This is a genomic window from Actinoplanes sp. DH11 (assembly GCF_020873875.1).
In the GTDB taxonomy this organism is placed as follows: domain Bacteria; phylum Actinomycetota; class Actinomycetes; order Mycobacteriales; family Micromonosporaceae; genus Actinoplanes.
In genome coordinates this window covers 52571-75499 of the sequence record NZ_JAHWGU010000024.1, presented here as the reverse complement: position 1 = coordinate 75499, position 22929 = coordinate 52571, and the positions used below count along the sequence as shown (strand labels likewise).

The following is a 22929-nucleotide window of genomic DNA, read 5'->3' as shown; positions in this document are numbered from 1 at the left end:
ACCCGGCGGCCGGGCGGGTTCAGGCCGGCGTCGGCGCCTCGCTGAACTGGGTCCGGTAGAGCTCCTGGTAGCGCCCGCCCGCCGCCAGCAACTGCGGGTGGGTGCCGCGTTCGATGATGCGGCCGTCCTCCACCACCAGGATCTGGTCGGCGGCGCGGACCGTGGAGAGCCGGTGGGCGATCACCACCGCGGTCCGGCCGGCCAGCGCCTCGCCGAGCGCTTCCTGCACCGCCAGCTCCGACGTGGAGTCCAGGTGGGCGGTCGCCTCGTCGAGGACCACGACACGCGGTTTCGCCAGCAGCAGCCGGGCGATCGTGAGGCGCTGGCGCTCGCCCCCGGACAGCCGGTAGCCCCGCTCGCCGATCACCGTGTCCAGACCGTCGGGCAGCGACTCCACCAGGTCCGCGATGCGGGCGCGGCGCAGCGCGTCCCACAGCTCCTCCTCGGTCGCGTCCGGATGGCCCAGCATCAGGTTGGCGCGCACCGACTCGTGGAACAGGTGACCGTCCTGCGTGACCATGCCCAGGGTCTGCCGCAGCGACGCCGCGGACAGATCGCGCACGTCGACCCCGGCCAGTCGCACGGCCCCCTCGCCGGCGTCGTAGAGCCGGGGCAGCAGACTCGCCATCGTCGACTTGCCGGCACCCGACGAACCCACCAGCGCCACCATCTGACCCGGCTCGGCGCGGAACGACACCTCGTGCAGCACCTCGACGCCACCCCGGGTGTCGAGCGTCGCCACCTCCTCCAGCGAAGCCAGTGACACCTTGTCAGCCGCCGGGTAGGCGAACCGGACGTTGTCGAACTCCACCGCCACCGGCCCGTCCGGCACCGGCCGCGCATCCGGTTTCTCCTCGATGAGCGGTTTCAGGTCGAGCACCTCGAACACCCGCTCGAAGCTGACCAGCGCGCTCATCACCTCGACCCGGGCGCTCGCCAGCGAGGTGAGCGGCGCGTAGAGCCTGGTCAGCAGGATGGCCAGCGCCACCACCGCGCCCGGTTCCAGCTGGCCGCGCAGCGCGTAGACGCCGCCCAGCCCGTAGACCAGCGCCACGGCCACCCCGGACACCGAGACCAGGGCGGTCAAGAAGATCCACTGAGCCATCGCGGTGCGTACCCCGATGTCTCGGACCCGCCTCGCCCGCGCCGCGAACTCGGCCGACTCCGCGCCGGGGTCGCCGTAAAGCTTGACAAGCGTCGCACCCGGCGCCGAGAAACGCTCCGTCATCTGCGTGTTCATGGCCGCGTTGTGCTCGGCCGCCTCCCGCTCCAGCCGGGCCAGCCGCCGCCCGGTGCGCCGCGCCGGCAGCACGAAGATCGGCAGCAGCAGGAGCGAGAGCGCGGTGATCTGCCAGGACAGGCCGATCATCACGATAAGCGTGAGCACCAGCGCCACCAGGTTGCCCACCACACCGGACAGGGTGTCGCTGAACGCCCGCTGCGCGCCGATCACGTCGTTGTTGAGCCGGCTCACCAGAGCGCCCGTCCGGGTGCGGGTGAAGAACGCGACAGGCATCCGCTGCACGTGGTCGAAGACGGCGGTCCGCAGATGCAGGATCAGCCCCTCACCGATCCCCGCCGACAGCCACCGCTGCACCAGCCCCAGCCCCGCCTCGCTGAGCGCGATCACCCCGATCGCGATCGCGAGCGCCACCACCAGCCCGCTGTCCTTGCCGTCGACGATTGCGTCCACCACCCGGCCCGCCAGCACCGGCGTGGCCACCGCCAAGAACGCGGTGACCACGCTGAGCACCAGGAACCCGGTGAGCGCCCGTCTGTGCGGCCGGGCGAACCCCGCGATCCGCCGTAACGTGGCCACCGAGAACGGCCGCCTGTCGTCCTGCTGATTCATCGCGTGGTACATCGAGTTCCACGCGGCCATCTCCATGCTCATGCCGGACCTCCCCGGCAACGAACCTCCCACCTCAACATAGGTGGAGGTCAAGCACTTTTCTGACCGAGCGCGCCGGGACACCTTGATCGACTGCTGTTGATGGTGCCGGAGCGACGACGGCCCGCGGCCGGCGGGCGGCCGGGATCCGGCCGGTGCTGGCGCGCTGACCTGCGGTGGGGGCGGGCTCAGCCCGTACCCCCGCGGTATCGCACCGGCAGGTGCTTGATCCCGTTGATCCAGCCGGACCGCAGGCGCTGAGCCGGACCGGCGAGGGTCGCGCCCGGCATCTGGTCGGCGATCGCGTTGAAGATCAGGTCGATCTCCAGCCGGGCCAGGTTGGCGCCGAGGCAGAAGTGGGCGCCGCTGCCGCCGAAGCCGAGGTGCGGGTTGGGGCTGCGGGTGATGTCGAAGGTGTGCGGGTCGGTGAAGACGTCCTCGTCGTAGTTGGCGGAGCCGTAGAACATCGCGACTCGCCGGCCCGCGCCGATGGCCTGGCCGTTCAGCACGGTGTCGTGCTTGGTGGTGCGCTGGAAGGCGTTGATCGGGCTGCCCCAGCGCACCACCTCGTCGACGGCGGTGCGTGGCCGGGTCTGCCGGTAGAGCTCCCACTGCTCCGGGTGTTCCAGGAACGCCAGCATGCCGTGCGAGATGGCGTTGCGGGTGGTCTCGTTGCCGGCGACGGCGAGCATCAGCACGAAGAAACCGAACTCGTCGGTGGACAGGTGCTCGCCGTCGATCTCGGCCTTGACCAGGGTGGTGACGATGTCGTCGCGCGGGCAGCTCTTGCGGTCCTCGGCCATCGTCATGGCGTAACCGAGCAGTGACGTCGCCGGCTCGATCGGGTCGCTGCCGTCACTGAACTCCGGGTCGTCCTGCCCGATCATCGCGTTGGACCAGTCGAAGACGTCGTGCCGGTCCTCCTGCGGCACGCCGAGCAACTCGGCGATGGCCTGGAGCGGCAGCTCGCGGGCGACCTCCTGGACGAAGTCGCCGGAACCGGAGCCGGCTGCGGCCGCCGACACGATCTGCGCGGCCCGTTTCTGCAAGGCGTCGCGCAGGCTGTTGATCGCCCGCGGCGTGAACCCCTTGGACACGATCGCCCGGTGCTGGGTGTGCTGCGGCGGATCCATGTTGAGCAGGATGTAGCGCTGCATCCCCAGGCGATCGGGTGTCATGTCCGCCCCGAACCGGACGATCGCCGTCTTCTCCCGGCTGGAGTAGGTGTCGCTGTCCCGGGACACGGCCATCACGTCGGCGTGCCGGGTCACCGCCCAGTAGCCGTCGTCGTCGAAGCCCGCGCTGCCGCGCTCCTGCGGCACCCAGCAGACCGGCGCGGACCGGCGGGCTTCGGCGAACTCGGCCTGCGGGATGCCGTGGACGTAGATGTCCGGGTCGGTGAAGTCGATCCTGGTGCGCGGCTCGGCCACGGCTCCTCCTACAGCAACAGGTTCTACCGATTCAAGCACGACCGGCGTACCGGGTGGTAGGTTCTGCGCGAGAACACGTTCTAGATGGGAGTCGCCGTGGGCGTACCGGTGATTGTCGATGCCGTTCGCACACCGATCGGCCGCCGGGACGGCTGGCTGTCCGGGCTGCACGCGGCCGAACTGCTGGGCGCCGTGCAGAGCGGACTCGTCACCAGGAACCCCGGCGCGGACGTGGAGCAGGTCATCGGTGGCTGCGTCACGCAGGGCGGCGAGCAGTCGAACAACATCACCCGGACCGCCTGGCTGCACGCCGGCCTGCCGTACGGCACCGGCTGCACCACGATCGACGCCCAGTGCGGTTCCGCGCAGCAGGCGAGCCACCTGATCGCCGGCCTGATCACGGCCGACGCGATAGCCGTGGGCCTGGCCTGCGGCGTCGAGTCGATGAGTCGCGTCCCGCTGCGGGCCAACCTCGGCGACGCCGGCCTCCCCCGCCCCGAGTCGTGGGACATCGACCTGCCCAACCAGTACGTGGCGGCCGAGCGGATCGCGGACCGGCGCAACCTGACACGCGAAGACCTCGACCGGTTCGGCGTGCGCTCGCAGGCCAACGCCGCGCGGGCCTGGGCCGAGGGCCGCTTCGACCGCGAGGTGACAGCCGTCGGCGGGGTGACCCGTGACCAGGGCCTGCGGGACACCACCATCGAGGGCCTGCGAAACCTGCGGCCGGTGCTGCCGGAGGGTCGGCACACCGCCGGCACCAGCTCGCAGATCTCCGACGGCGCGGCCGCCGTGCTGCTGGCGGACGCCGACCGGGCCCGCTCGCTGGGGCTGCGGCCCCGGGCCCGGATCGTGGCGCAGTGCCTGATCGGCGCCGAGCCGTACTACCACCTGGACGGGCCGGTCGCCGCCACCGAACGGGTCCTGGCCCGGGCCGGCATGAAGATCGAGGACGTCGACCTGGTCGAAGTGAACGAGGCGTTCGCGAGCGTGGTGCTCTCCTGGCTGGCGGTGCACCGCGCGGACGAGTCCCGGGTCAACGTCAACGGCGGCGCGATCGCGCTGGGCCATCCGGTCGGCAGCACCGGAGCCCGGCTTGTCACGACCGCCCTGCACGAACTGGAACGGTCGGACGGGCAAACCGCGCTGATCACCATGTGCGCGGGCGGCGCCATGTCCACGGCGAGCATCATCGAGCGGCTGTGAGGAGAAGCAAATGTTCCTGTTCAAGAACCTGGTGGCCGCCGCGGTGGCCGCCGTCGTGCTCGCGGCGATCGGCGTGACCGCCGTGGTGGCCGCGCTCAACCCCAGCGCCGGCGAGGTCGCCGCCAACACCCCGGAGATCAACCCGGCCGTGCCGCCCGGTTTCTACGGCTCCCGCTGAGAGCCCCCGCTGCTCAACCCCAGCATGTACCTCACCGAGGACATGATCGCCGTAGCCGCCGAACTCGACAAGCGACCCCGCAATATCTCGACTGGGAAATCCCCGCCGCTCGGTCCACCGATTGCTCACCTGAGCCGCATGATCGAATCCCCGCTTCTGGCTCCTCTCTGTGTCAAGACGTTGTCTGCAGCGGGGTTCTAGACTTGTTGTCGGCGGGTTCGGGAAGCGACTTCTCCGAAGAGCCGGTGTGGGGATCAGAGCTGGTCGCGCTGGAGTTCGCAGACGCTTCCCGGTGTCCTCCCGGGCCCATCGCCATCGTCGCCGTGGCATCATCGATGCATCTGCCGGTAGACGACGTCGGACAGGCGCCGTTTCAGTGCCCCATGGCTTCCATAGAGGTTTTTCCGGCTGCCTTCTTGCGGTCGTAGTAGGCGCGACCTTCGGTCGGGTTACGCAGCTGAACGGTGGCCATGATTTACTTTGTCAGATTTCCTCAATCTTGTATCGAAACTCTCTCATTAGCGCAACTGAGGAAAAATTGTCCCACTCTTCTGGCCTGAGCAGTGATTCAAAAACGGCATAGTTCAGCGCTTCCAGCAGGATCGAAGATACTCGCAGTAATCGAATCGACTTGCCATGATGAAAAATCGGGCGCGCGGGGGTAAGTCCTTTGCTACCGAAGTCCACCCCTAGTGCTGCCACGGAAGCTCCAGCATGAATCGAATGATTCAACAGGCGATACACAGAACGTAGTTCGTCACCGCCGAAGCGGTGGTCTAGGTCAGCGAAAGTAACCCTTCGCCTGCCTGCGCCAAATATGGGCAATGCCCAACCGTAAGGCTCACGGATCTCTCGACCGAACTTTTTCTCGATTTGAACGACCAGACTCTCACAATCGGCCCTCTCGTCCAGACCTGGAGGCGGGAATCCCATTTCAGCACATGTCTCATTGTATGCGCGAATGTCCCTTAGCCGCTCATAAACCCCTGAAGCATGGTACCGCTCAGACAGCGAGTAATCTGCGTCGGATGCGATCGCTCGAGAAATTATGCCGATCTCGTAAAGTGTCCTGATCCGCGCTTCCGCACCGTCGTAAAGGGCAAGCTTGGAGAGTGCTGCAACCTCTTTCGCCACCATCAAAGCGCGCGCCTGGAATGAGAACAGTAGCAATGCGTGAATTATATGGCTAGGAAGGAATATCCTGTCGCCCTCAGATGCTTCCTCAAAATCCCAAAACTGCGCCCGCGAACACACGGCGTTTATCAGTCGCTGATTAGCTCCTTCGCCTGCGGCCAGCAAGTCGTCAAATAGTTGGAGTGCGTGATTCGTAGCGGTGTCGCCAATCGCGGCGGCATTCGCGGCGGCATGCCGTTCAGCAGCCCGGTCAACAACCTCTGATTGGAGTTCATCACGTAAGTCACGTCGGAGCGTAAGAATTTCTAGAAGGTTTTCGATCAGCAGGCGAGCGATATCGTCGCGCCCCGGAGTTTCTCCCGTGCTTTGCAGCAGTTCGTTGACCTTCCCTGTCACGAATTCCAGAAATACCGATTTCGTCTCAGTCAAGATCGCCCTCCGGCTTGATGCGGCATGCACCTCAACTTCCCGTATAAACCATGGCAATCAATAAGAAGCCACGTCAACTCTATTCTCGGATCGGTTGGTCTGTGCCCGTGGCGGCGCACTGTCATGCCGCGAGTCAGGCGTCTGGCGGAGCCGCCGGCCGTCCGTTACCGAGGCGCGGTGGGGGGCATCGCCAAGCCCAGCCCTCTTAGTTGCTGTTGCGACGACCACCAGAACCCTCCCTACGGGACTGGGGCCGGCTCCGTCTCGGCCTCGGGCGCCGGGGCCTGCTGCCCGCGCGCGCTGCGGACCAGGAGCACGCCGCAGATCGTCAGCGCCAGCCCGAGCACCAGCAGCCCGAGCGGGACCCAGAAGCCGAGCAGGATCAGCAGGGTACGGCCACCGGCCGCCTCGTCCCGCACGGCCTCGAGAGTGGCCTGGTCGTAGGTCAGGTCGGCGTCGAAGATGACCACCGGGGCGCCGATGTCCGGCACCAGCTCGCGACGCTGCTGTTCGCGGTACCCGACGATGGCGCCGGTCTCCGGTTCCACCCAGAGCGTGCGGACGGCCTGGTAGTTCACGGTGCCGGTGGTCGCCCCGGGCGCCAGGAAACCGAGCAGGCCGCTCAGCGACTCCGAGTCCATCGCGACCGGCTGCGACGGGATCTGCTGCTGGAAACGGTACGTCGGCAGGTCGTTGTAGTTCTCCTCGGCCCGGAACCGGATCGGCAGCGCCTGATGCAGCGTCGAGTCCCAGTAGCGGTACGTCCGCTTCTCGGTGCCGAACGGGAAAAGGTAGAGCTGCCCGGTGAACTCGGCGTTCCCCGCGGTGCACGGCTCACCCTGCGTCTCGCTGTGGCACTGGCCGTCCCAGTCGACCGCCGCGCCGGACACCCGATCGAGCGCGACGCGACTCTCCGACCGGTTGATCGGCTGCATCGTGTCGGCCCGGTCGGTGGCGTGGTACACGTTCCAGATCAGCGTGTTGTCCGCGAGATCACCGATGAGCCCGGCGGCGGCCTGGAAGTCGGGTTTGATGCCCGTCGTCGACCGCAGCGGCGCGGTCTGCACAGCGATCTGCGGCGTGCCGTCCGGCAGCACCTGGGCCTGCACGAACGTGGCGTTCTCCGCCTGCACCACCACATCGGGCGGGATCAGGTCGAGGGGCACCTTCCGCTGCGAGGGGACGACGATCCAGACCAGGGCGCCGGCCAGCAGCAGGCACAGCAGGCCGAACCCGAAGAGTGCCGAACCCGTGATCCGCCGCCTCATCACGCCCTCCTAGAAAGTAGAACGCGTTACAATCTACTCCCCGCGGAAGGGCGCGCAAGGGTACGGCCACCGCCGCACCGCGGGCCCTCAGGCGCGCTGACTGCTCACCGAGATGACCTCGCCCGTCAGGTAGGACGCGTAGTCACTGGCCAGGAACGCCACCACGGTCGCCACCTCCCAGGGGAAGGCGGCCCGGCCGAACGCCTCCCGCCCGGCCAGTTCCGCCAGCTCGGCACGGCCCACCACCCGGTCCAGGAACGGATGCGCCGCCAGGCTCGGCGCGACGGCGTTGACCCGTACGCCGTGCTCGGCAGCCTCCATGGCGGTGCACCTGGTGAACGCCATCACCCCGGCCTTCGCCGCCGCGTAGTGGGCCTGACCGGCCTGGGCACGCCAGCCCAGCACCGACGCGTTGTTCACGATCGCACCGCCGCCACCCTGCGCGATCATGAGGCGCAGCGCGGCCCGGGTGCAGCGGAACGTGCCGGTGAGCGTGACGTCGAGAACCCGGTCCCACTCCTCGTCGGCCATCTCGGCGACCGGCCGGTTGCCGCCCAGGCCGGCGTTGTTGACGAGCACGTCGAGCCGGCCGAAGTGGTGCACCGCCGCGTCGATCAACTCCCGCACGGCGGCCTCGTCCGTCACGTCGCACGGCACCGCGCCGACCCGGCCCGGGCACGCGGCCTCGAACTGCTCGCGCACCTCACCGAGCCGCCGGGCGTGACTGTCGCCGAGCACGACGCAGGCACCCTCGTCCAGGCAGCGGCGGGCCACGGCCGACCCGATCCCGGCGCCCGCGGCCGCGGTGACCACCACGACCTTGCCGTGCAGCAGCCCCCGCCCGGCCGGAGGTCTCACCGGCGGTCACCGCGCGGCAGGCCGAGGACCCGCTCCGCGACGATGCCTCGCTGGATCTCGTTGGACCCGCCGTAGATCGTGTCGGCCCGGCTGAACAGGAAAAGCCGCTCCCAGCGATCCCTCTCCCCGGCCTCGACACCCGCCGCCGCACCGCCGCTTGCCGCCGCGCCGCCGCTTGCCGACACGCCGCCGCTCGCGGCCGTGCTGCCGGCTGCCGGGTCGGCGCTCGCCAGGACGTCCATCGCCAGCTCGCCCAGGCTCTGCCGCCACCGGGCCCAGAGGAGTTTCACCACGGACGGGTTCGCCGGTGGCGGATCGTCCGACGCCAGCGTCCGCACCGTGTGCGACCGCAGCACCGTCAGGTCCACCATGGACCGGGCCAGCCGGGACCGCAGCAGCGGATCGGCCGCCGCGCCGGTGCGCCGGGCCAGCGCCACCAGGTCGTCCAGGTCACGCTGGAACCCGATCTGCTGCCCCACCGTGGCCGCCCCGCGCTCGTAGGCGAGCGTCGCCATCGCCACGCGCCAACCCTCACCGGGACGGCCGACGACCAGGTCCCGCTCGGTGCGGGCGTCGTCGAAGAAGACCTCATTGAACTCGCTGTCGCCGGTGATCTGCCGGATCGGCCGGACCGTGACACCGGGCTGCCGCATCGGCACCAGCAGGTAGGAGAGGCCACGGTGCCGGGGCCCGCCGTCCACCGGCTCGGTGCGGGCCAGCACGAAGCACCAGTCCGCCACATGCGCCAGCGACGTCCACACCTTCTGCCCGGTGATCACCCACCGGTCGCCGTCGAGCCGGGCCCGGGTGGTGACCCCGGCCAGGTCGGAACCGGCGCCGGGCTCCGAATAACCCTGGCACCACAGCTCCCCGACGCTGCGCAGGGCCGGCAGGAACCGGCGTCGCTGCTCGGGGGTGCCGAGGTCCATCAGGGTGGGCCCGACCATCGTGGTGCCGATGTGGTCGACACGGCCGGGGGCGCCGCTGCGCGCGTACTCCTCGTGGAAGATCACTTGGCGCGCCAGCGACGCGCCTCGCCCGCCGTGCGCCACCGGCCAGGCCAGCGTGGTCCACCCGGCGGCGGCGAGCCGGCGGGTGAACGCCAGGCGTCGCGGGAAGGCCTCGTTCTCCCGGCCCGGGCCACCGGCGCCGCGCAGGTCGTCGGTGAGCTCGGCGGCGAGCCACTCCCGGATCTCACGGCGGAACGCCTCGTCGCCGGCCACTGGCGTCACCTCCCGGAGCGCGCGTAGGCTCACCCTACCGACCAAGCACTTGCTTGGTAACCCTTCCCCCGGAGGCCGGATGGGCGCCGGATGGGGGAAAGCCGGATGGGCGCCGGATGGGGGAAAGCCGGATGGGCGCCGGATGGGGGGAAGCCGGATGGAGCAGACCATCCCGGCCGCGGTGGCCCGCGCGGCCCGCGACTTCGGGCCGGCCCCGGCGCTTGTCGACGGCGCGGCGCGGTGGAGTTTCACCGCCCTGCACGAGGACGTCACGGCGGCGGCCCGCGCCTTCCTGGCCGCCGGCATCGAGCCTGGGGACCGGGTCGCGATCTGGGCGCCGAACACGGCCGGATGGGTGATCGCCGCGCTCGGCGCGAGCTGCGCGGGCGCCACGCTGGTGCCGATCAACACCCGCCACCCGGCGACCGAGGCCGCCGACCTGCTCCGGCGCAGCGGCGCGCGAGCCCTGATCGTTTCCGGACCGTTCCTGGGCACCGACCGCCTGACCGAGCTGAGCGCCACCGCCGCTCCCCTGCCCCCGGCGATCGTCACCCTCCCGGCCCCCGAGCCCACCACCCGAGCCGCCGCCGCACCACCTCCCCCGACTCGGCCACACACCCGAGCCGCCGCCGCACCACCTCCCCCCACCCGGCCACACGCCCGAGCCGCCGCCCACCCCGGTCAGAACATTTCCGACTTGTCGGTCTTGTGGGAGGACTTCCTGCGGGGCGGGCTCAGCGTGCCCGTTGCGGCGGCGCGGGCACGAGCGGCGGCGGTACGGCCGGACGACCTCAGCGACATCCTCTTCACGTCCGGCACCACCGGCCGCAGCAAAGGCGCCATGAGCGCACACCGTCAAGCCCTCGGCGTCGCCGCGTCGTGGGCCGGGATCGCGGGGTTGAGCGGCGACGACCGCTACCTCGTCGTCAACCCGTTCTTCCACAGCTTCGGGCTCAAGGCCGGCATCCTGGCCTGCCTGCTCTCCGGTGCCACGATCGTGCCGCAGGCGGTGTTCGACGTGTCGCGCGCCTGCGAGATCATCGCCGCCGAACGGATCACCGTGCTGCCCGGGGCGCCCACCCTCTACATCGGGCTGCTGGACCATCCCGGCCGGGCCGGCCACGACCTGTCGTCGCTGCGGCTCGCGGTCACCGGCGCCGCCACCGTGCCGCCCGCCCTGGTCACCCGGATCCGGGAGGAACTCGGGTTCGGCACGGTCCTCACCGCCTACGGCCTGACCGAGGCCGTGGTCGCCACCATGTGCCGCCCCGGCGACGACGACCGGACGGTGGCCACCACGTCGGGGCGGGCCGCGGCCGGGATGCGGGTGCGGATCGCCGAGCCCGGCGGCGAGGTGCTGCTGCGCGGGCCCAACGTGATGCTCGGCTACCTGGACGACCCGGTGGCCACGGCCGAGGCGATCGACGCCGGCGGCTGGCTGCACACCGGGGACGTGGGCCGGCTCGACGACCGTGGCTACCTGACGATCACGGACCGGCTCAAGGACATGTACATCAGCGGCGGCTTCAACGTGTACCCGGCCGAGGTGGAACGGGCCCTCGCCGCGATGCCGGCGGTGGCGGAGGTCGCGGTGATCGGGGTCCCGGACGTACGCCTGGGTGAGGTGGGCCGGGCTTACGTCGTACCCCGCCCGGGTTGTGATCCGGACCCCGCCGAAGTGATCACTTTCTGCCGTGGGCGTCTCGCCGGCTATCAGGTGCCGCGCACCGTGGAGCTGCGGTCCGAGCTGCCGCACAACGCCTCCGGCAAAGTGCTCAAATACCTGCTGCGGGAGTCGCCGTGACCGTTCTCCACGAAACCCGCGGACCCGTCGCCCTGATCACGATGAACCGGCCGCGCTACCGCAACGCGCAGAACTCGGCGATGACGTACGCCCTCGACGACGCGTTCACCCGCGCCGTCGACGACCCGTCGGTCGCCGTGATCGTCCTCGCCGGCGCCGGCGACCACTTCTCCGCCGGCCACGACATCGGCACACCGGAACGCGACGCCGACACCTCCTTCCCGCGCCGCGCCGCACCGTGGTGGGACCACACGGACCGGGTCGGCGCCGACCGCCGGTACGCCCGGGAGATGGAGGTCTACCTGGGCATGTGCCGTCGCTGGCGGGAGATCCCGAAACCGTCGATCGCGATGGTGCAGGGTGCCTGCGTGGCCGGCGGACTGATGCTGGCCTGGGTGTGCGACCTGATCGTGGCGGCCGACGACGCGTTCTTCGCCGACCCGGTGCTGCGGATGGGCATCCCCGGCGTCGAATACTTCGCGCACCCCTGGATGCTCGGCCCGCGCCTGGCCCGCGAGATGCTCTTCACCGGCGACCGGCTTCCGGCCCGGCGGGCGTACGAGGCCGGCATGGTCAACCGCGTCGTGCCCCGGGACGCGCTGGCGGACGAGACGTTCGCGCTGGCGGAGCGGATCGCCCGGATGCCGTCGTTCGGGCTGGCGCTGGCGAAACGCGCGGTGAACCTGTGCGAGGACCAGATGGGGATGCGCGCCGGCATGGACACGGCCTTCGGGCTGCACCATCTGGCGCACGCCCACAACGCGGAGACCAGCGCGGACCCGCTCGCCGGGATGGACGCCGCAGCCATGAAGAGAGCCGCCGAATGAATCCCCCGGCCGGCACTCCCGGCTCGCTTCCCGCCGCCGGGCCGCCTTCCGAAGCTGCTCTGAGGCCTATGCCCGGCGCCTCCCCCGGGCCTACGTCCGCAGCCTCCCCAGGGCCTACTTCCGATGCCTCCCCGGGGCCTACTTCCGATGCCGAGGTTTCCTCCGCTGCGGCCTTTCGGGAGGAAGTTGGTGATTGGCTGGCCCGGAATGCGCCCCGGGGACCACTGCCCGATGTGGACACCAGTGCCGGCGCGGCGGCGCATCGGGCCTGGGAGCGCAGCCTCTTCGACGCCGGGCTGGCGGTGGTGTCGTGGCCTTCCGCGTTCGGCGGGCGCGATGCTCCGCCGTTGCACGAGCTGATCTTCGATGAGGCGTACCACGGTTGTGGCGCACCGATCCGAATCGGACAGAATGGGTTGTTCCTGCTGGCGCCGACGTTGCTCGCGCACGGCACCGCCGAGCAGTGCGCGCGGATCCTGCCGCCGATGGCGCGCGGCGAGACGGTCTGGGCGCAGGCCTGGTCCGAGCCGGAGGCGGGCAGCGATCTTGCTGCGCTGCGATCCACGGCGAGGCGTACGGACGGCGGCTGGCTGCTCTCCGGCCAGAAGACGTGGAGCTCGCGGGCGGCGGTGGCGGACCGGGCGTTCGGCCTGTTCCGCAGCGGGCCGCCGGACGAACGGCACCGCAACCTGACGTACCTCATGGTCGACCTGCGCGCACCCGGCGTCACCGTGCGCCCGATCGCGCAGCTCGACGGCCGCACCGGCTTCGCGGAGATCTTCCTGGACGACGTGTTCGTGCCGGACGCGGACGTGATCGGCCGGCCCGGCGACGGCTGGCGGGTGGCGATGAGCACCGCCGGTCACGAACGCGGCTTCACCCTGCGTGGCCCCGGCCGCTTCACCGCCGCCGCGTCCCGGCTCGTCGACCTCTGGCTCGGCCACGGCGACCCCGCCGACGGCGCCACCCGCGACCGGGTGGTGGACGCGTGGATCGCGGCCCGGGCCTACCGGCTCGCCGCCCACGCCTCCCTGACCACCACGATGCCACCGAGCGCCATCAAGATCTTCTGGTCGGAAACGGACATCGCGCTGCACGAGGCGGCCCTTGACACGCTCGGCGCGAACGCCGAGACGCAGACGGCCTGGACGGACGGCTACCTCTTCGCCCTGGCGGGCCCGATCTATGCGGGGACGAACGAGATCCAGCGGGACATCCTGGCGCAGCGGGTGCTAGGCCTACCCCGCGACAGGGGTACGCGATGACGCCCGCACCGTCACCCGAAGAACGCGCCTTCGGCGAGTCGCTGCACGGCGCCCTCGTCGCGGCCGGCCCATTCCCCTGGCCGCTGTCAGACATCGCCGGTCGCGCCGACTCACCGGCCCACGACAGCGTCCTGACCGCTTCTGATCGGGCGAGCAGGGTGCCGCCGACGCCGGGCGGCTCCGGGCCGGGCAGGTCCAGGCCGGGCGATTTCGGGCTGGGCTATCCCGGGCCGGGCGATGCCAGGCCGGGCGGGTCCGGGCCTGGCGGGTCTGCGCCGGGCGAGGGAGTGTGCTCGGTCAAGGCGGACGCCGGGCCGGGAGCGGTGTGGGCGGTGCTGGCGCGGCTCGGGGTGACCGGGCTGGCCGTGCCGGAACGGTTCGGTGGGGCCGGCGCCTCGGTGGGTGCGCTCGTGGTGGCGGCCGAGGAACTGGGGCATCACGCCGCACCGGGGCCGGTCGCCGAGTCACTGGCCGCGGTCCCGGTGCTGCTGGCCGGGTGCGGGAACGACGAGGTGGCGGCCACCTGGTTGCCGGAACTCGCCGCCGGGCGGGTGCTGGCCGGCCTCACGGCGCCGCCGTGGCTTCCCCGGGCCGTGCACGGCGGGACAGCCGGGATCGTGGTGGTCGCGGGGACGGATGTGGTGCGGTGGGGGCGGGCCGGTTCCGCGTACACCTCGATGGACAGCTCACGCCTGCTCGCCGAGGTCTCCCCCGCCGGGGTCGTGGCCGAGGGCCCGGCCCTGGTCCCGGTCATCGCGCGGGCGCTGGATCTTGGTGCGCTGGTGTGTGCGGCGCAGCTGCTGGGGCTCGGCCGGGGGATGTTGGAGGCTTCGGTTGAGCATGCTCGGAATCGGTCACAGTTCGGCGGGCCGATCGGGCGCTTCCAGGCGGTTCAGCATCGGCTCGCGGATGTGTCGGTGGCGCTGCAGTTCGCGCGGCCGCTGTTGTGGGCCGCCGCAGCGGCGATGGGGCCGTCCGAAAGGGATCGGTCAGCGGGTTTGTCGCCGGGGACCGCGGATGGCGGGACTGTCGCCCGGGACGTGTCGGCGGCCAAGGTGGCCTGCGGGGAAGCGGCGCGGCTCGCGGCGCGGGTGGCGCTTCAGACGCACGGGGCGATCGGCTGCACCCGGGAGCACGGGCTCGGGCGGTGGCTGACGGCGGCGCGGGTGCTGGCGCTCTCCTGGGGTACGCCGGCGCAGCACCGGGCTCGGATCATGACGGAGCTGGCGAGGGAGCGATGACCGAAGAACATCAGGCGTTGCGGGAGGCCGTCCGTGGATTGCTGTCGGGGTACCCGACGCGGGCCGCCCTGTCCGCGCCCGCCGGATATGACGCCGCGCTGTGGCGCCGGCTCTGCGGGGAGATCGGCGTGGGCGGGTTGGCGGTGCCGGCGGAGTACGGCGGTTCCGGTGCGTCCCTGCTGGAAGCCTGCGTCGTCCTGGAGGAACTCGGCCGGTCGCTCACGCCGTCGCCGATGCTCGGTGTGCTGCTCGCCGGGCAGGCGCTGCTGGCAAACGGTGATGCCGGGGCGTGCGCAGGGCTGCTGCCGGCGATGTGCGCGGGCGACCGCGTTGTGGCCGTCACCTGGGACGGCACCGTGACCGATTCCGGCTCTGTGGACACGTTGCTAGTGGTCGCCGATGGCACGCTGTTCGAGGTGGACGCGGGTGCGCTGCGGCACGTGCCGTCGCTGGATCTGACGCGACGGCTGGCCACGGTCGACGTGCCGGGTGAAGCGGCAGCCGGCACCGCACAACGACCGGCAGGCGCAGGGCAAAGGTCGGCCGGCGCGGAACTGGCCGGCTCGAGGGTGGGCGCGGCCGGCTCGGCGGCAGGGGCGAGTGGGGCGGTGCTCGGGGCGGTCGATGTGGGATGGCTCCGGGATGTGGCGTGCGTGGCGCTCAGCGCCGAGCAGGTCGGAGCGGCCGCGCGGGCGCTGGAGTTGACCGTGGAGTACGCCCGGACGCGGGTCCAGTTCGGGCGGCCGATCGGGTCGTTCCAGGTCCTGCAGCATCGGATGGCCGAGTCGCACGTGCTCGTCGAGGCCGCCCGATCGGCCTCCTGGACCGCCGCCGAAGCCCTGGTGGCGGGCGCGCCGGAGGCCGGGCGGCTCGCCGCCGTCGCCAAGGTGTGGTGCTCGGAGACGTTGCGGACGGTCGCCGCCGACATGGTGCAGGCGCACGGCGGGATCGCGATCACGTGGGAGCACGACGCCCACCTCTACCTGCGGCGGGCGTGGGCGTCCGCGCAGCTCTTCGGCTCCCCCGAGGACCACGTCGACCGGGTGGCCGCCGACCTCGGACTCGATCTCACATCCGGTCGATCTCGGTGAGGTCGATCGTGATCTCGTAGGGATGCCGCAGATCCACCCGGTCGTGGAAGATGCCGACGGGGGCGTACTGACGGGTGGTGGAGTCGAGCTCGTACGCGTAGATGACCATGCGGCCACCGGCATTCTCGACGCGCCAGAAGAAGCGGATCCCCGACGCCGCGTACAGCTGTGGTTTGCGCTCGCGGTCACGTTCCTCGGAGTCGGGTGACACCACCTCGACCGTCAGGAGGACGGCCTCCGCCGGGTACCACGTGGCGTCGTGATCGATCGCGGCATCGGCGTGCAGGACCAGGACATCCGGCTCGGGCCGCTGGCGTGGGCCGAGGACGACCGACATCTCGCGCCGCACGCGGATGCCCGGCGGGGCGCATCGCCGCAGCCCGGCTTCCAGCACCGAGACAGCGGTCATGTGGAACGCTTTCTGCGGACTCACCAGGACCAAGCTCCCGTCGATGAGCTCGGTGTGCGGCGGAAGACCAGGGATCCGATCCAGATCCTCAGCGAAATAACCCTCCGGCGGGGGTCGATGCCATTCAGCCGCGGGTTCGGCGCTCATGAACCTACCCTTCCGGAAAGCACACCCTGGTCGCCCGAAAGCCTATCCGAAATCGGGCCGGGTCAGATCCAGTCGTTGTGGCGGGGCCAGGCCAGCAGGGTGTCCACGACCTCCGGTGGCTCGTGCGGGGAGACGGTGACCGTCGCCGTGTAGCGGCCGCGGTGGAAGACCAGGGGGCCCGCGTCCCGGCAGGGGCCGAGCGCTGTCACCCGGCCCACCACGATGACGTGGTCGCCGCCCGGGTGCACTGCCTCGACCCGGCAGTCCGCCCAGGTCAGCACGTCCGTCAGCAGCGGTGATCCGCTGGGTGCGGGTGACCAGCCGACGCCGGTGAAGCGGTCGCCGTCGCCGCCACCGCCGAAGGTGCGGGACAGATCTTTCTGGTCGTCGGCGAGGACGTTGACGGCGAACATGCCGGCGGCCTGAATGCGGTGGCCGGTGGCCGATTCCGATCGTACGCAGAAGAGCACCAGCGGCGGGTCCAGCGAGAGCGGGACGAACGCCTGGCAGGCGAAACCGGCGGGGCCGGCGGCGTCGGCCGTGGTGATGACGGTGACGCCGGTGCAGAAGTGGCCGAGCACGCGACGGAAGCGCCCGGTGCCGACGGCCGCGGACGCCGCGGTCAATGGTCACCGCCGCCGGAGAAGCGATGCCCCCACACGCTGTGCGCGGTGGTCTGGCGGGCCACCCAGGTGCGGTCGTCGACGGTCAGGCCGCCGGTGCCGTACTCGATGTCGAATCCGCTCGGGGTGCGCACGTAGAACGAGACCATCTCGTCGTTGGTGTGCCGGCCCAGCGTGGAGATCATCGGTGCCTGGTGCCGGCCGCAGCGGTCGATGGCGCGGCCGACGTCGTCGATGGAGGAGGTCTCCACCATCAGGTGGATCAGGCCGGTCGGTGCGGGGATCGGTGCCAGGGCGACGCTGTGGTGGCGCGGCCCGCAGCCGAGGAATCGCATCCAGAGCGGGCGGTCGCCGGCCGGCAGGCCGATCATCTCGGGGACGAGCCGCATCGAGTCGCGGAGCCGGAAACCGAGCACCTCGGTGTAGAACCGCAGGACCGCCGCGTCGTCCGTGGCGGGCAGCACGACGTGTCCCATGCCCTGCTCGCCGGTCACGAAGCGGGTGCCGGTGGGGCTGCGGAACGGCCGGGTGTCCAGCGCCGCGCCGCAGAAGAACTCGAGCCGGTTGCCGGCCGGGTCGTCGACGGTGATCGCTTCGGCCACCCGGCGGTCACCGGGGTCGTCGACGGATTTGACCGGCACCCCGGCGCTCTCCAGCACACCGGCGAGCCGGCTCAGGGCGATCGGGTCGGCCACCTCCCAGCCGCTCGCCACCAGCCGGTCGCGGGTGCCGGGTGTCACCACGATCCGCGCCGGGAACTCGTCCATGCGCAGGTGGACCGCGTCGGCGGAGGAGTCGCGGCCCGGTGCCATGCCCAGCACCTTGGTGCCGAACTCCCGCCACGCGGGCACGTCGGTGGCCTCGACCCGCAGGTAGCCGAGGGATCTGATCAGGTTCACGGAGCCTCCCGGAGCAGGAAGTCGGTGGCCAGGCGGTGGAACTCGTCGAACTTCTCCAGGTGCGCCCAGTGGCCGCACTGGCCGAACACGTGCAGGCGGGCGTTGCGCAGCACCTTCAGCGCGACGAGCGCGCCGTCGAGCGGGTTGACCCGGTCCTCGCGGCCCCAGACCAGCAGCACCTCGTGCCGGAGCCGGTGTGCGTCGCGCCAGAGCATGCCCTCCTCGGGGGACGCGGCGAAGGACGACGCCATCTCCCGCATCGCCCGCAGCGCGGCGGGCGATGACGCGGCCTCGAGACGCTCGCCGATCATCTCGTCGGTGACGAGCGACGGGTCGAAGACGAGGGTGCGCAGGAACGCGGCAATCCGCTCCCGGCGGGGGTCACGGGCGAACGCGGCGAGCCGTTTCACGCCCTCGGTCGGGTCGGCGGAGAACACGTTGAGGCTGAGGCCACCGGGCCCCATCAGCACCAGGCGGCGGGCGCGCTGCGGGAAGAGCAGCGCGAAGCGTACGGCGGTACCGCCGCCCAGCGAGTTGCCGATGAGGTGGATCCGGTCGAGGCCGAGCTTGTCGAGCAGTTCCGCGAGGGCGGTCGCCGCCGCGGTGAAGTAGTGCCCGGTGATCGGCTCCTCGACCGAGCCGCCGTACCCGGGCTGGTCGACGGTGAGCACGTCGAAGTGCGGGGCGAGCGCGGGCACCGTACGCCCGAAGTTGCTCGTGCCGGACGCACCGGGACCGCCGCCGTGCAGCAGGACCAGCGGCGGACCGTGGCCGTCGCGGGTGAAGGCAAGTGTCATGTCAGACCATCGCGTCGTTGAGCGGCAGACCGAACTCGCCGCGACCGAACATGGACAGGGCCCGCTCGGGGTCGTTTATCGCGTGCACCCGGCCGGCGTGCGCGTCGCGCCAGAACCGCTGGATCGGGGTGCCGACGGTCAGCGCGCGACCGCCGGAGTTCTCGAAGAGGCGGTCGACCGCGCGGATGGCGAGTTCGGTGCCGCGTACCTGATCCCGCCGGACGCGCAACCGCAACGGCATCGGAAGCCGCGCCCCGGCGGTGACCAGGTCCATCAGCTCGCGCATGTTCGCCGCACACGCCAGCCAGGCGGAGTCGAGGTCGCTCGCCGCCTCGGCCACGCGGACCTGGGAGTGCGGGTCCTCGGCGGCGCGGACGCCCACATAGGACGCACGGACCCGGTCGCGCAGGTGGTCGACGTGCGCGCGGTAGGCGCCGGTGGCCATCCCGATCAGCGGCGTGGTGATCGCGTAGGAGAAGAGCGAGGCATACGGGATCTTGAACAGCGGGCCGGGGTTCTGCTCCTGGCCCGGGCAGCGGCAGCGGGAGGTGTCGTTGAAGCTGAGCGAGCGGTACGCCGGGACGAACGCGTCGTCCACCACGATGTCGTTGCTGCCGGTGCCGCGCAGGCCCACCGTGTGCCAGACGTCCTCGATCCGGTAGTCGGCGATCGGCAGCAGGAACGTGCGGAAGTCGGCCGGCGCGCCGTCGTCGGCCGGCGGGACGATGCCGCCGAGCAGCACCCAGGTCGCGTGATCACAACCGGACGAGAAGCTCCAGCGGCCACTCACCCGGTAGCCGCCCTCGACCGCCGTGACCCGGCCGGTCGGCGCGTAGGACGAGGACATCCGGGTGCCCGGGTCGTCGGCCCAGACGTCCTGCTGGGCGCGGTCCGGGAAGAGGCCGAGCTGCCAGTTGTGCACGCCGATCACGGAGGCCACCCAGCCGGTCGAGCCGCACGCCGAGGCGATTTCGCGGACGCCGGTGAGGAAGGTGAGCGGGTGCGCTTCGAGACCGTCGAAACGGGACGGTTGCAGGAGGCGGAAGAAGCCGGTCGCGGCGAGGGACTTGACGATCTCCGGGTCCAGGGCGCGGCGGTCCTCGGTCTCCTGCGCCCGATCACGCAGAACCGGTAACAGTTCACGCACTCCGTCGAGGATCGCTTCCATGAGATCCCTCCAGGTGTTTGGCCGGGGTCCGGCGCGAGGCCTATAGTAGAACACGTTCTACCGCACCGACCAGATCCGGAGGTGGTCCATGCAGCCTCGGCTGATAGACGCGGGAGCTGTGCCGGCCAGATTCGCCCGGGGCTGGCACTGCCTGGGGCCGGCCGGCTCGTTCCGCGACGGGCGGCCGCACGCGATCGAGGCGTTCGGCACGAAGCTGGTGGTCTTCGCCGACTCGGGCGGTGACCTGCACGTTCTCGACGGCTACTGCCGGCACATGGGCGGCGACCTCACGATGGGGACGATCAAGGGGGACACCATTGCCTGCCCGTTCCACGACTGGCGGTGGCGCGGCGACGGCCGGTGCGACGGGGTGCCCTACGCGCACCGCATCCCGCCCCGAGCCCGGACCCGGTCGTGGACGACGTGCGAGGAGAACCGGCAGCTCTTCGTCTGGAACGACCCGCAGGGCGGCGCGCCGCCACCCGAGGTCGCGATCCCGCGGATCGAGGGCGCCTTCTCCGACGAGTGGAGCGACTGGACGTGGGACTCGGTGCGCATCGAGGGCGCCAACTGCCGCGAGGTCATCGACAACGTGGTCGACATGGCGCACTTCTTCTACATCCACTTCGCCTTCCCGACGTTCTTCAAGAACGTCCTGGAGGGCCACGTGGCGGCGCAGTTCCTGAACACCCGGCCGCGGCCGGACGTGCCGGCCACGGCCAGTTCGTCGGGTGACGCCACACTGCGGTCGGAGGCGGCCTACTACGGGCCGTCCTACATGATCGACTATCTCTACAACACCTGGCACGGCGTCGACGTCGAGTCCGTACTGATCAACTGCCACTACCCGGTCACGCCGGACTCCTTCGTGCTCCAGTGGGGCATGATCGTCAAACGGATACCGGGGATGACCGCCGAGCAGGCCACCAAGGCCGCCGCGAAATTCTCCCGCAGCATCGGCGTCGGCTTCCGTCAGGACGTGGAGATCTGGCAGAACAAGACGCGCATCGACAACCCGCTGCTCTGCGCCGAGGACGGGCCGGTCTACCAGCTGCGCCGGTGGTACGAGCAGTTCTACGTCGACGTCGAGGACGTCACCGACGACATGACCGCGCGCTACGAGTTCGAGGTGGACACCACCCGCGCCGTGCAGACGTGGGAGGCGGAGGTCGCCGCCAACCAGGCGCGGGCCGCGCAGCCCTCATGAACCCGGCCATTCTGTCCCCGGAGGGCGGGGGTGCGCCCCTTCCGTCCCCGGAGGCCGGACGTGCGCCCCTTCCGTCCCCGGAGGCTGTCCGGGAGCGGGACGAATACCTGCGGGGCGGGCTCGCCGGAGTCGGCTGCGACAGCTGCGGCGTGCTGGTCCGGGCCGGGAAACGCAGTGCGGCACAGACCAGCGTGCAGTGGTCGGGCCGGTCCTGCCGGCGGCTCGCCGACCTCGCCGGCACCCGGCCGGCGGCGCTCGTGCCCACCTGCCCCGACCTGCGGGACAGCATCGAGCGGGCGGTCCGCGAAGGGCGCCTGGAGGTGAGCTGACCGTGCCCGGTTTCTCGGCGTGGCGGGTGCTGGACGTGATCTGGGAGACGGCGGACGCGTGCTCGCTGGTCCTGGACGCGCCACTGACGTACGCGCCCGGCCAGTACCTGACCGTGCGCACCCCCGCCGGCGTCCGCTCATACTCCCTGGCCAGTTCACCGTTCGTGGACGCCGCGCCGGTCGTGACCGTCAAACGGGTCCGCAACGGCCCGGTGTCGAACTGGATCTGCGACCACGTCCGGCCCGGCGACCGGCTCGAGGTCACCGCGCCCGCCGGCGACTTCACGCCCGCGTCCCTCGACGACGACCTGCTGCTGCTCGCCGGCGGCTCCGGCATCACCCCGATCATGGGCATCATCAGGTCGATCCGGGCGCGCGGACAGGGCCGGCCAGTGCTGATCTACGCCAACCGTGACGCCGACTCGATCATCTTCGGGCGCGAACTCGACGGTCTGCTTCCGGTGGTCCACTGGCTCGACCGCGAGCGCGGCCTGCCTACCGCTGCGGGGCTGGCGCGGCTGCTCCGGCCGTACCGTGATCGGGAAGCCTTCGTCTGCGGCCCCGAGGCGTTCGTCGAGGTGGCCGAGAAGGCGCTCGGTCTGGCCGGTGTCCCGGCCGCCAGGGTCCACATCGAACGGTTCACGCCCACATCGTCCGGCGAACCCGCCCCGGCGGGTCCGGCTGCAGTTCCGGGTCCGGCGGAGGGTCCGGGTCCGGGTCCGGCTTCGGCTTCGGCTTCGGCTTCGGCTTCGGCATCATCGGCGATGACTGCCGTAGTTCCGGCGGCGGACAGCGGAGTGGCCCCTGTGCTTCCGGCCGCGGACGGCGAGGGGATGGCGGTACTTCCGGCGGCGGACGGCGGGGTGACGGCGGTACTTCCGGCGGCGGAGGGCGGGGTGACCGCCGAGGTGACCATGGACGGGCGGACGCATGTTCTGCCCTGGCCGGCCGGTCGGCGCCTGCTCGACGTGATCATCGACGCGGGGCTGAACCCGCCTTACTCCTGCCGGCAGGGCCAGTGCGGGGCGTGCGCGGTTCGGATGACCGGCGGTGAGGTCGACCTGATCCACAACGAGATCCTGGAGGAGGAGGACTTCGCCGAGGGGTACATCCTGGCCTGCCAGGCGGTGCCCCGAAGCAGTACGGTCTCGGTCACCTACTTCTGATCCTTGTCGGTCCCGGCCGGGCGCCCCTTCCCTTGGATAAGTAGCCGCGATCGACTTCGGTGGATCCGCGCGGGCGGTGTTGATCTGCTAGCGGTGCGAAATCGCGGTTTTGACCCCTTGGTCACAGCGATTTCGTAGCGCTAGCAGATCAACATCTCGCCAGGGGCGGCGTGTCGGGCGCCACCGGGGCCAGAATCGGGGAACCGGGGGGTGATGCACGGGGCATCGGATGGACGGCGATCGGGGTGCGACGCCCGCGGGGGGACGGCACGGAGGTCAAGCCCCGGCCGGCAACGGCACGGAGGTCAAGCCCCGGCCGGCAACGGCACGGAGGTCAAG

At 71.0% G+C, this 22929-nt stretch carries 21 protein-coding genes; 10 read left to right on the top strand and 11 right to left on the bottom strand.

Translation table 11 applies throughout. The annotated features are described in order from the left end of the window. Positions 1-19: 19 nt before the first annotated feature. On the bottom strand, positions 20-1894 hold the full coding sequence (locus LPA41_RS29655; RefSeq protein ID WP_374238225.1) for an ABC transporter ATP-binding protein: 1875 nt from the start codon (positions 1892-1894) through the stop codon (positions 20-22). A gap of 185 nt (positions 1895-2079) precedes the next feature. Further along, on the bottom strand, positions 2080-3321 hold the full coding sequence (locus tag LPA41_RS29650) for a cytochrome P450 (protein WP_229074225.1): 1242 nt from the start codon (positions 3319-3321) through the stop codon (positions 2080-2082). 96 nt (positions 3322-3417) lie between these two features. On the opposite strand from LPA41_RS29650, the gene LPA41_RS29645 reads away from it, so the two are divergent. Next, a complete protein-coding gene (locus LPA41_RS29645) occupies positions 3418-4527 on the top strand; it encodes a steroid 3-ketoacyl-CoA thiolase (protein ID WP_229074223.1) in 1110 nt (369 codons plus the stop codon). Positions 4528-4537: 10 nt separating this feature from the next. Next, positions 4538-4705 (top strand): hypothetical protein, encoded by a 168-nt coding sequence (locus LPA41_RS29640; protein ID WP_229074221.1) that lies wholly within the window; start codon positions 4538-4540, stop codon positions 4703-4705. 483 nt (positions 4706-5188) lie between these two features. Here LPA41_RS29640 and LPA41_RS29635 read toward each other — a convergent pair whose 3' ends face one another. From LPA41_RS29635 to LPA41_RS29620, 4 genes are all read right to left on the bottom strand, one after another. After that, positions 5189-6268: a DUF5677 domain-containing protein gene (locus tag LPA41_RS29635; protein WP_229074218.1), complete on the bottom strand. Its 1080-nt coding sequence runs from the start codon at positions 6266-6268 to the stop codon at positions 5189-5191. 239 nt (positions 6269-6507) lie between these two features. Beyond that, complete coding sequence (locus LPA41_RS29630; RefSeq protein ID WP_229074217.1) at positions 6508-7536, bottom strand: DUF3068 domain-containing protein; 1029 nt, start codon at positions 7534-7536, stop codon at positions 6508-6510. Between the two features lie 87 nt (positions 7537-7623). Continuing rightward, on the bottom strand, positions 7624-8394 hold the full coding sequence (locus LPA41_RS29625; RefSeq protein ID WP_229074216.1) for an SDR family oxidoreductase: 771 nt from the start codon (positions 8392-8394) through the stop codon (positions 7624-7626). Beyond that, entirely contained in the window at positions 8391-9650 is a 1260-nt protein-coding gene (locus LPA41_RS29620; protein ID WP_229074215.1) for an acyl-CoA dehydrogenase family protein, read from the bottom strand. The genes LPA41_RS29625 and LPA41_RS29620 overlap by 4 nt, the downstream gene beginning before the upstream one ends. Positions 9651-9774: 124 nt before the next feature. Between LPA41_RS29620 and LPA41_RS29615 the strand changes: the two genes are divergently transcribed. From LPA41_RS29615 to LPA41_RS29595, 5 genes are all read left to right on the top strand, one after another. Then, positions 9775-11421, top strand: coding sequence for an AMP-binding protein (locus LPA41_RS29615; protein ID WP_229074214.1), 1647 nt, complete (start codon positions 9775-9777; stop codon positions 11419-11421). After that, a complete protein-coding gene (locus LPA41_RS29610) occupies positions 11418-12248 on the top strand; it encodes an enoyl-CoA hydratase (RefSeq protein WP_308036632.1) in 831 nt (276 codons plus the stop codon). The genes LPA41_RS29615 and LPA41_RS29610 overlap by 4 nt, the downstream gene beginning before the upstream one ends. A gap of 68 nt (positions 12249-12316) precedes the next feature. Continuing rightward, the gene (locus tag LPA41_RS29605; protein WP_374238224.1) at positions 12317-13513 is read left to right on the top strand and encodes an acyl-CoA dehydrogenase family protein; all 1197 of its coding nucleotides are present in this window, start codon (positions 12317-12319) and stop codon (positions 13511-13513) included. Continuing rightward, the gene (locus tag LPA41_RS42550) at positions 13510-14754 is read left to right on the top strand and encodes an acyl-CoA dehydrogenase family protein (protein WP_304523807.1); all 1245 of its coding nucleotides are present in this window, start codon (positions 13510-13512) and stop codon (positions 14752-14754) included. Before LPA41_RS29605 ends, LPA41_RS42550 begins: the two co-directional genes overlap by 4 nt. After that, positions 14751-15845 (top strand): acyl-CoA dehydrogenase family protein, encoded by a 1095-nt coding sequence (locus LPA41_RS29595; protein WP_229074213.1) that lies wholly within the window; start codon positions 14751-14753, stop codon positions 15843-15845. Before LPA41_RS42550 ends, LPA41_RS29595 begins: the two co-directional genes overlap by 4 nt. On the opposite strand, the gene LPA41_RS29590 is transcribed toward LPA41_RS29595, so the two are convergent. The 5 genes from LPA41_RS29590 to hsaA form a co-directional block, all read right to left on the bottom strand. Further along, positions 15823-16401: a Uma2 family endonuclease gene (locus LPA41_RS29590; RefSeq protein ID WP_229074212.1), complete on the bottom strand. Its 579-nt coding sequence runs from the start codon at positions 16399-16401 to the stop codon at positions 15823-15825. The genes LPA41_RS29595 and LPA41_RS29590 overlap by 23 nt on opposite strands. 62 nt (positions 16402-16463) lie before the next feature. After that, positions 16464-17027 carry a flavin reductase family protein gene (locus LPA41_RS29585; RefSeq protein ID WP_229074211.1) on the bottom strand — a complete coding sequence of 188 codons (564 nt, stop codon included), beginning with the start codon at positions 17025-17027 and terminating at the stop codon, positions 16464-16466. After that, complete coding sequence (gene hsaC / locus LPA41_RS29580; protein ID WP_229074209.1) at positions 17024-17923, bottom strand: iron-dependent extradiol dioxygenase HsaC; 900 nt, start codon at positions 17921-17923, stop codon at positions 17024-17026. The genes LPA41_RS29585 and hsaC overlap by 4 nt, the downstream gene beginning before the upstream one ends. Further along, a complete protein-coding gene (gene hsaD, locus LPA41_RS29575) occupies positions 17920-18720 on the bottom strand; it encodes a 4,5:9,10-diseco-3-hydroxy-5,9,17-trioxoandrosta-1(10),2-diene-4-oate hydrolase (protein WP_229074208.1) in 801 nt (266 codons plus the stop codon). Before hsaD ends, hsaC begins: the two co-directional genes overlap by 4 nt. Position 18721: 1 nt before the next feature. Then, positions 18722-19888 carry a 3-hydroxy-9,10-secoandrosta-1,3,5(10)-triene-9,17-dione monooxygenase oxygenase subunit gene (gene hsaA, locus LPA41_RS29570; protein WP_229074206.1) on the bottom strand — a complete coding sequence of 389 codons (1167 nt, stop codon included), beginning with the start codon at positions 19886-19888 and terminating at the stop codon, positions 18722-18724. 88 nt (positions 19889-19976) lie between these two features. On the opposite strand from hsaA, the gene LPA41_RS29565 reads away from it, so the two are divergent. From LPA41_RS29565 to LPA41_RS29555, 3 genes are read left to right on the top strand one after another with little or no spacing between them, the layout of a single operon-like run. Continuing rightward, on the top strand, positions 19977-21095 hold the full coding sequence (locus LPA41_RS29565; protein WP_229074204.1) for a Rieske 2Fe-2S domain-containing protein: 1119 nt from the start codon (positions 19977-19979) through the stop codon (positions 21093-21095). After that, entirely contained in the window at positions 21092-21424 is a 333-nt protein-coding gene (locus tag LPA41_RS29560; protein ID WP_229074202.1) for a hypothetical protein, read from the top strand. Before LPA41_RS29565 ends, LPA41_RS29560 begins: the two co-directional genes overlap by 4 nt. Before the next feature lie 2 nt (positions 21425-21426). After that, a complete protein-coding gene (locus tag LPA41_RS29555) occupies positions 21427-22590 on the top strand; it encodes a ferredoxin--NADP reductase (RefSeq protein WP_229074200.1) in 1164 nt (387 codons plus the stop codon). Positions 22591-22929 lie beyond the last annotated feature (339 nt).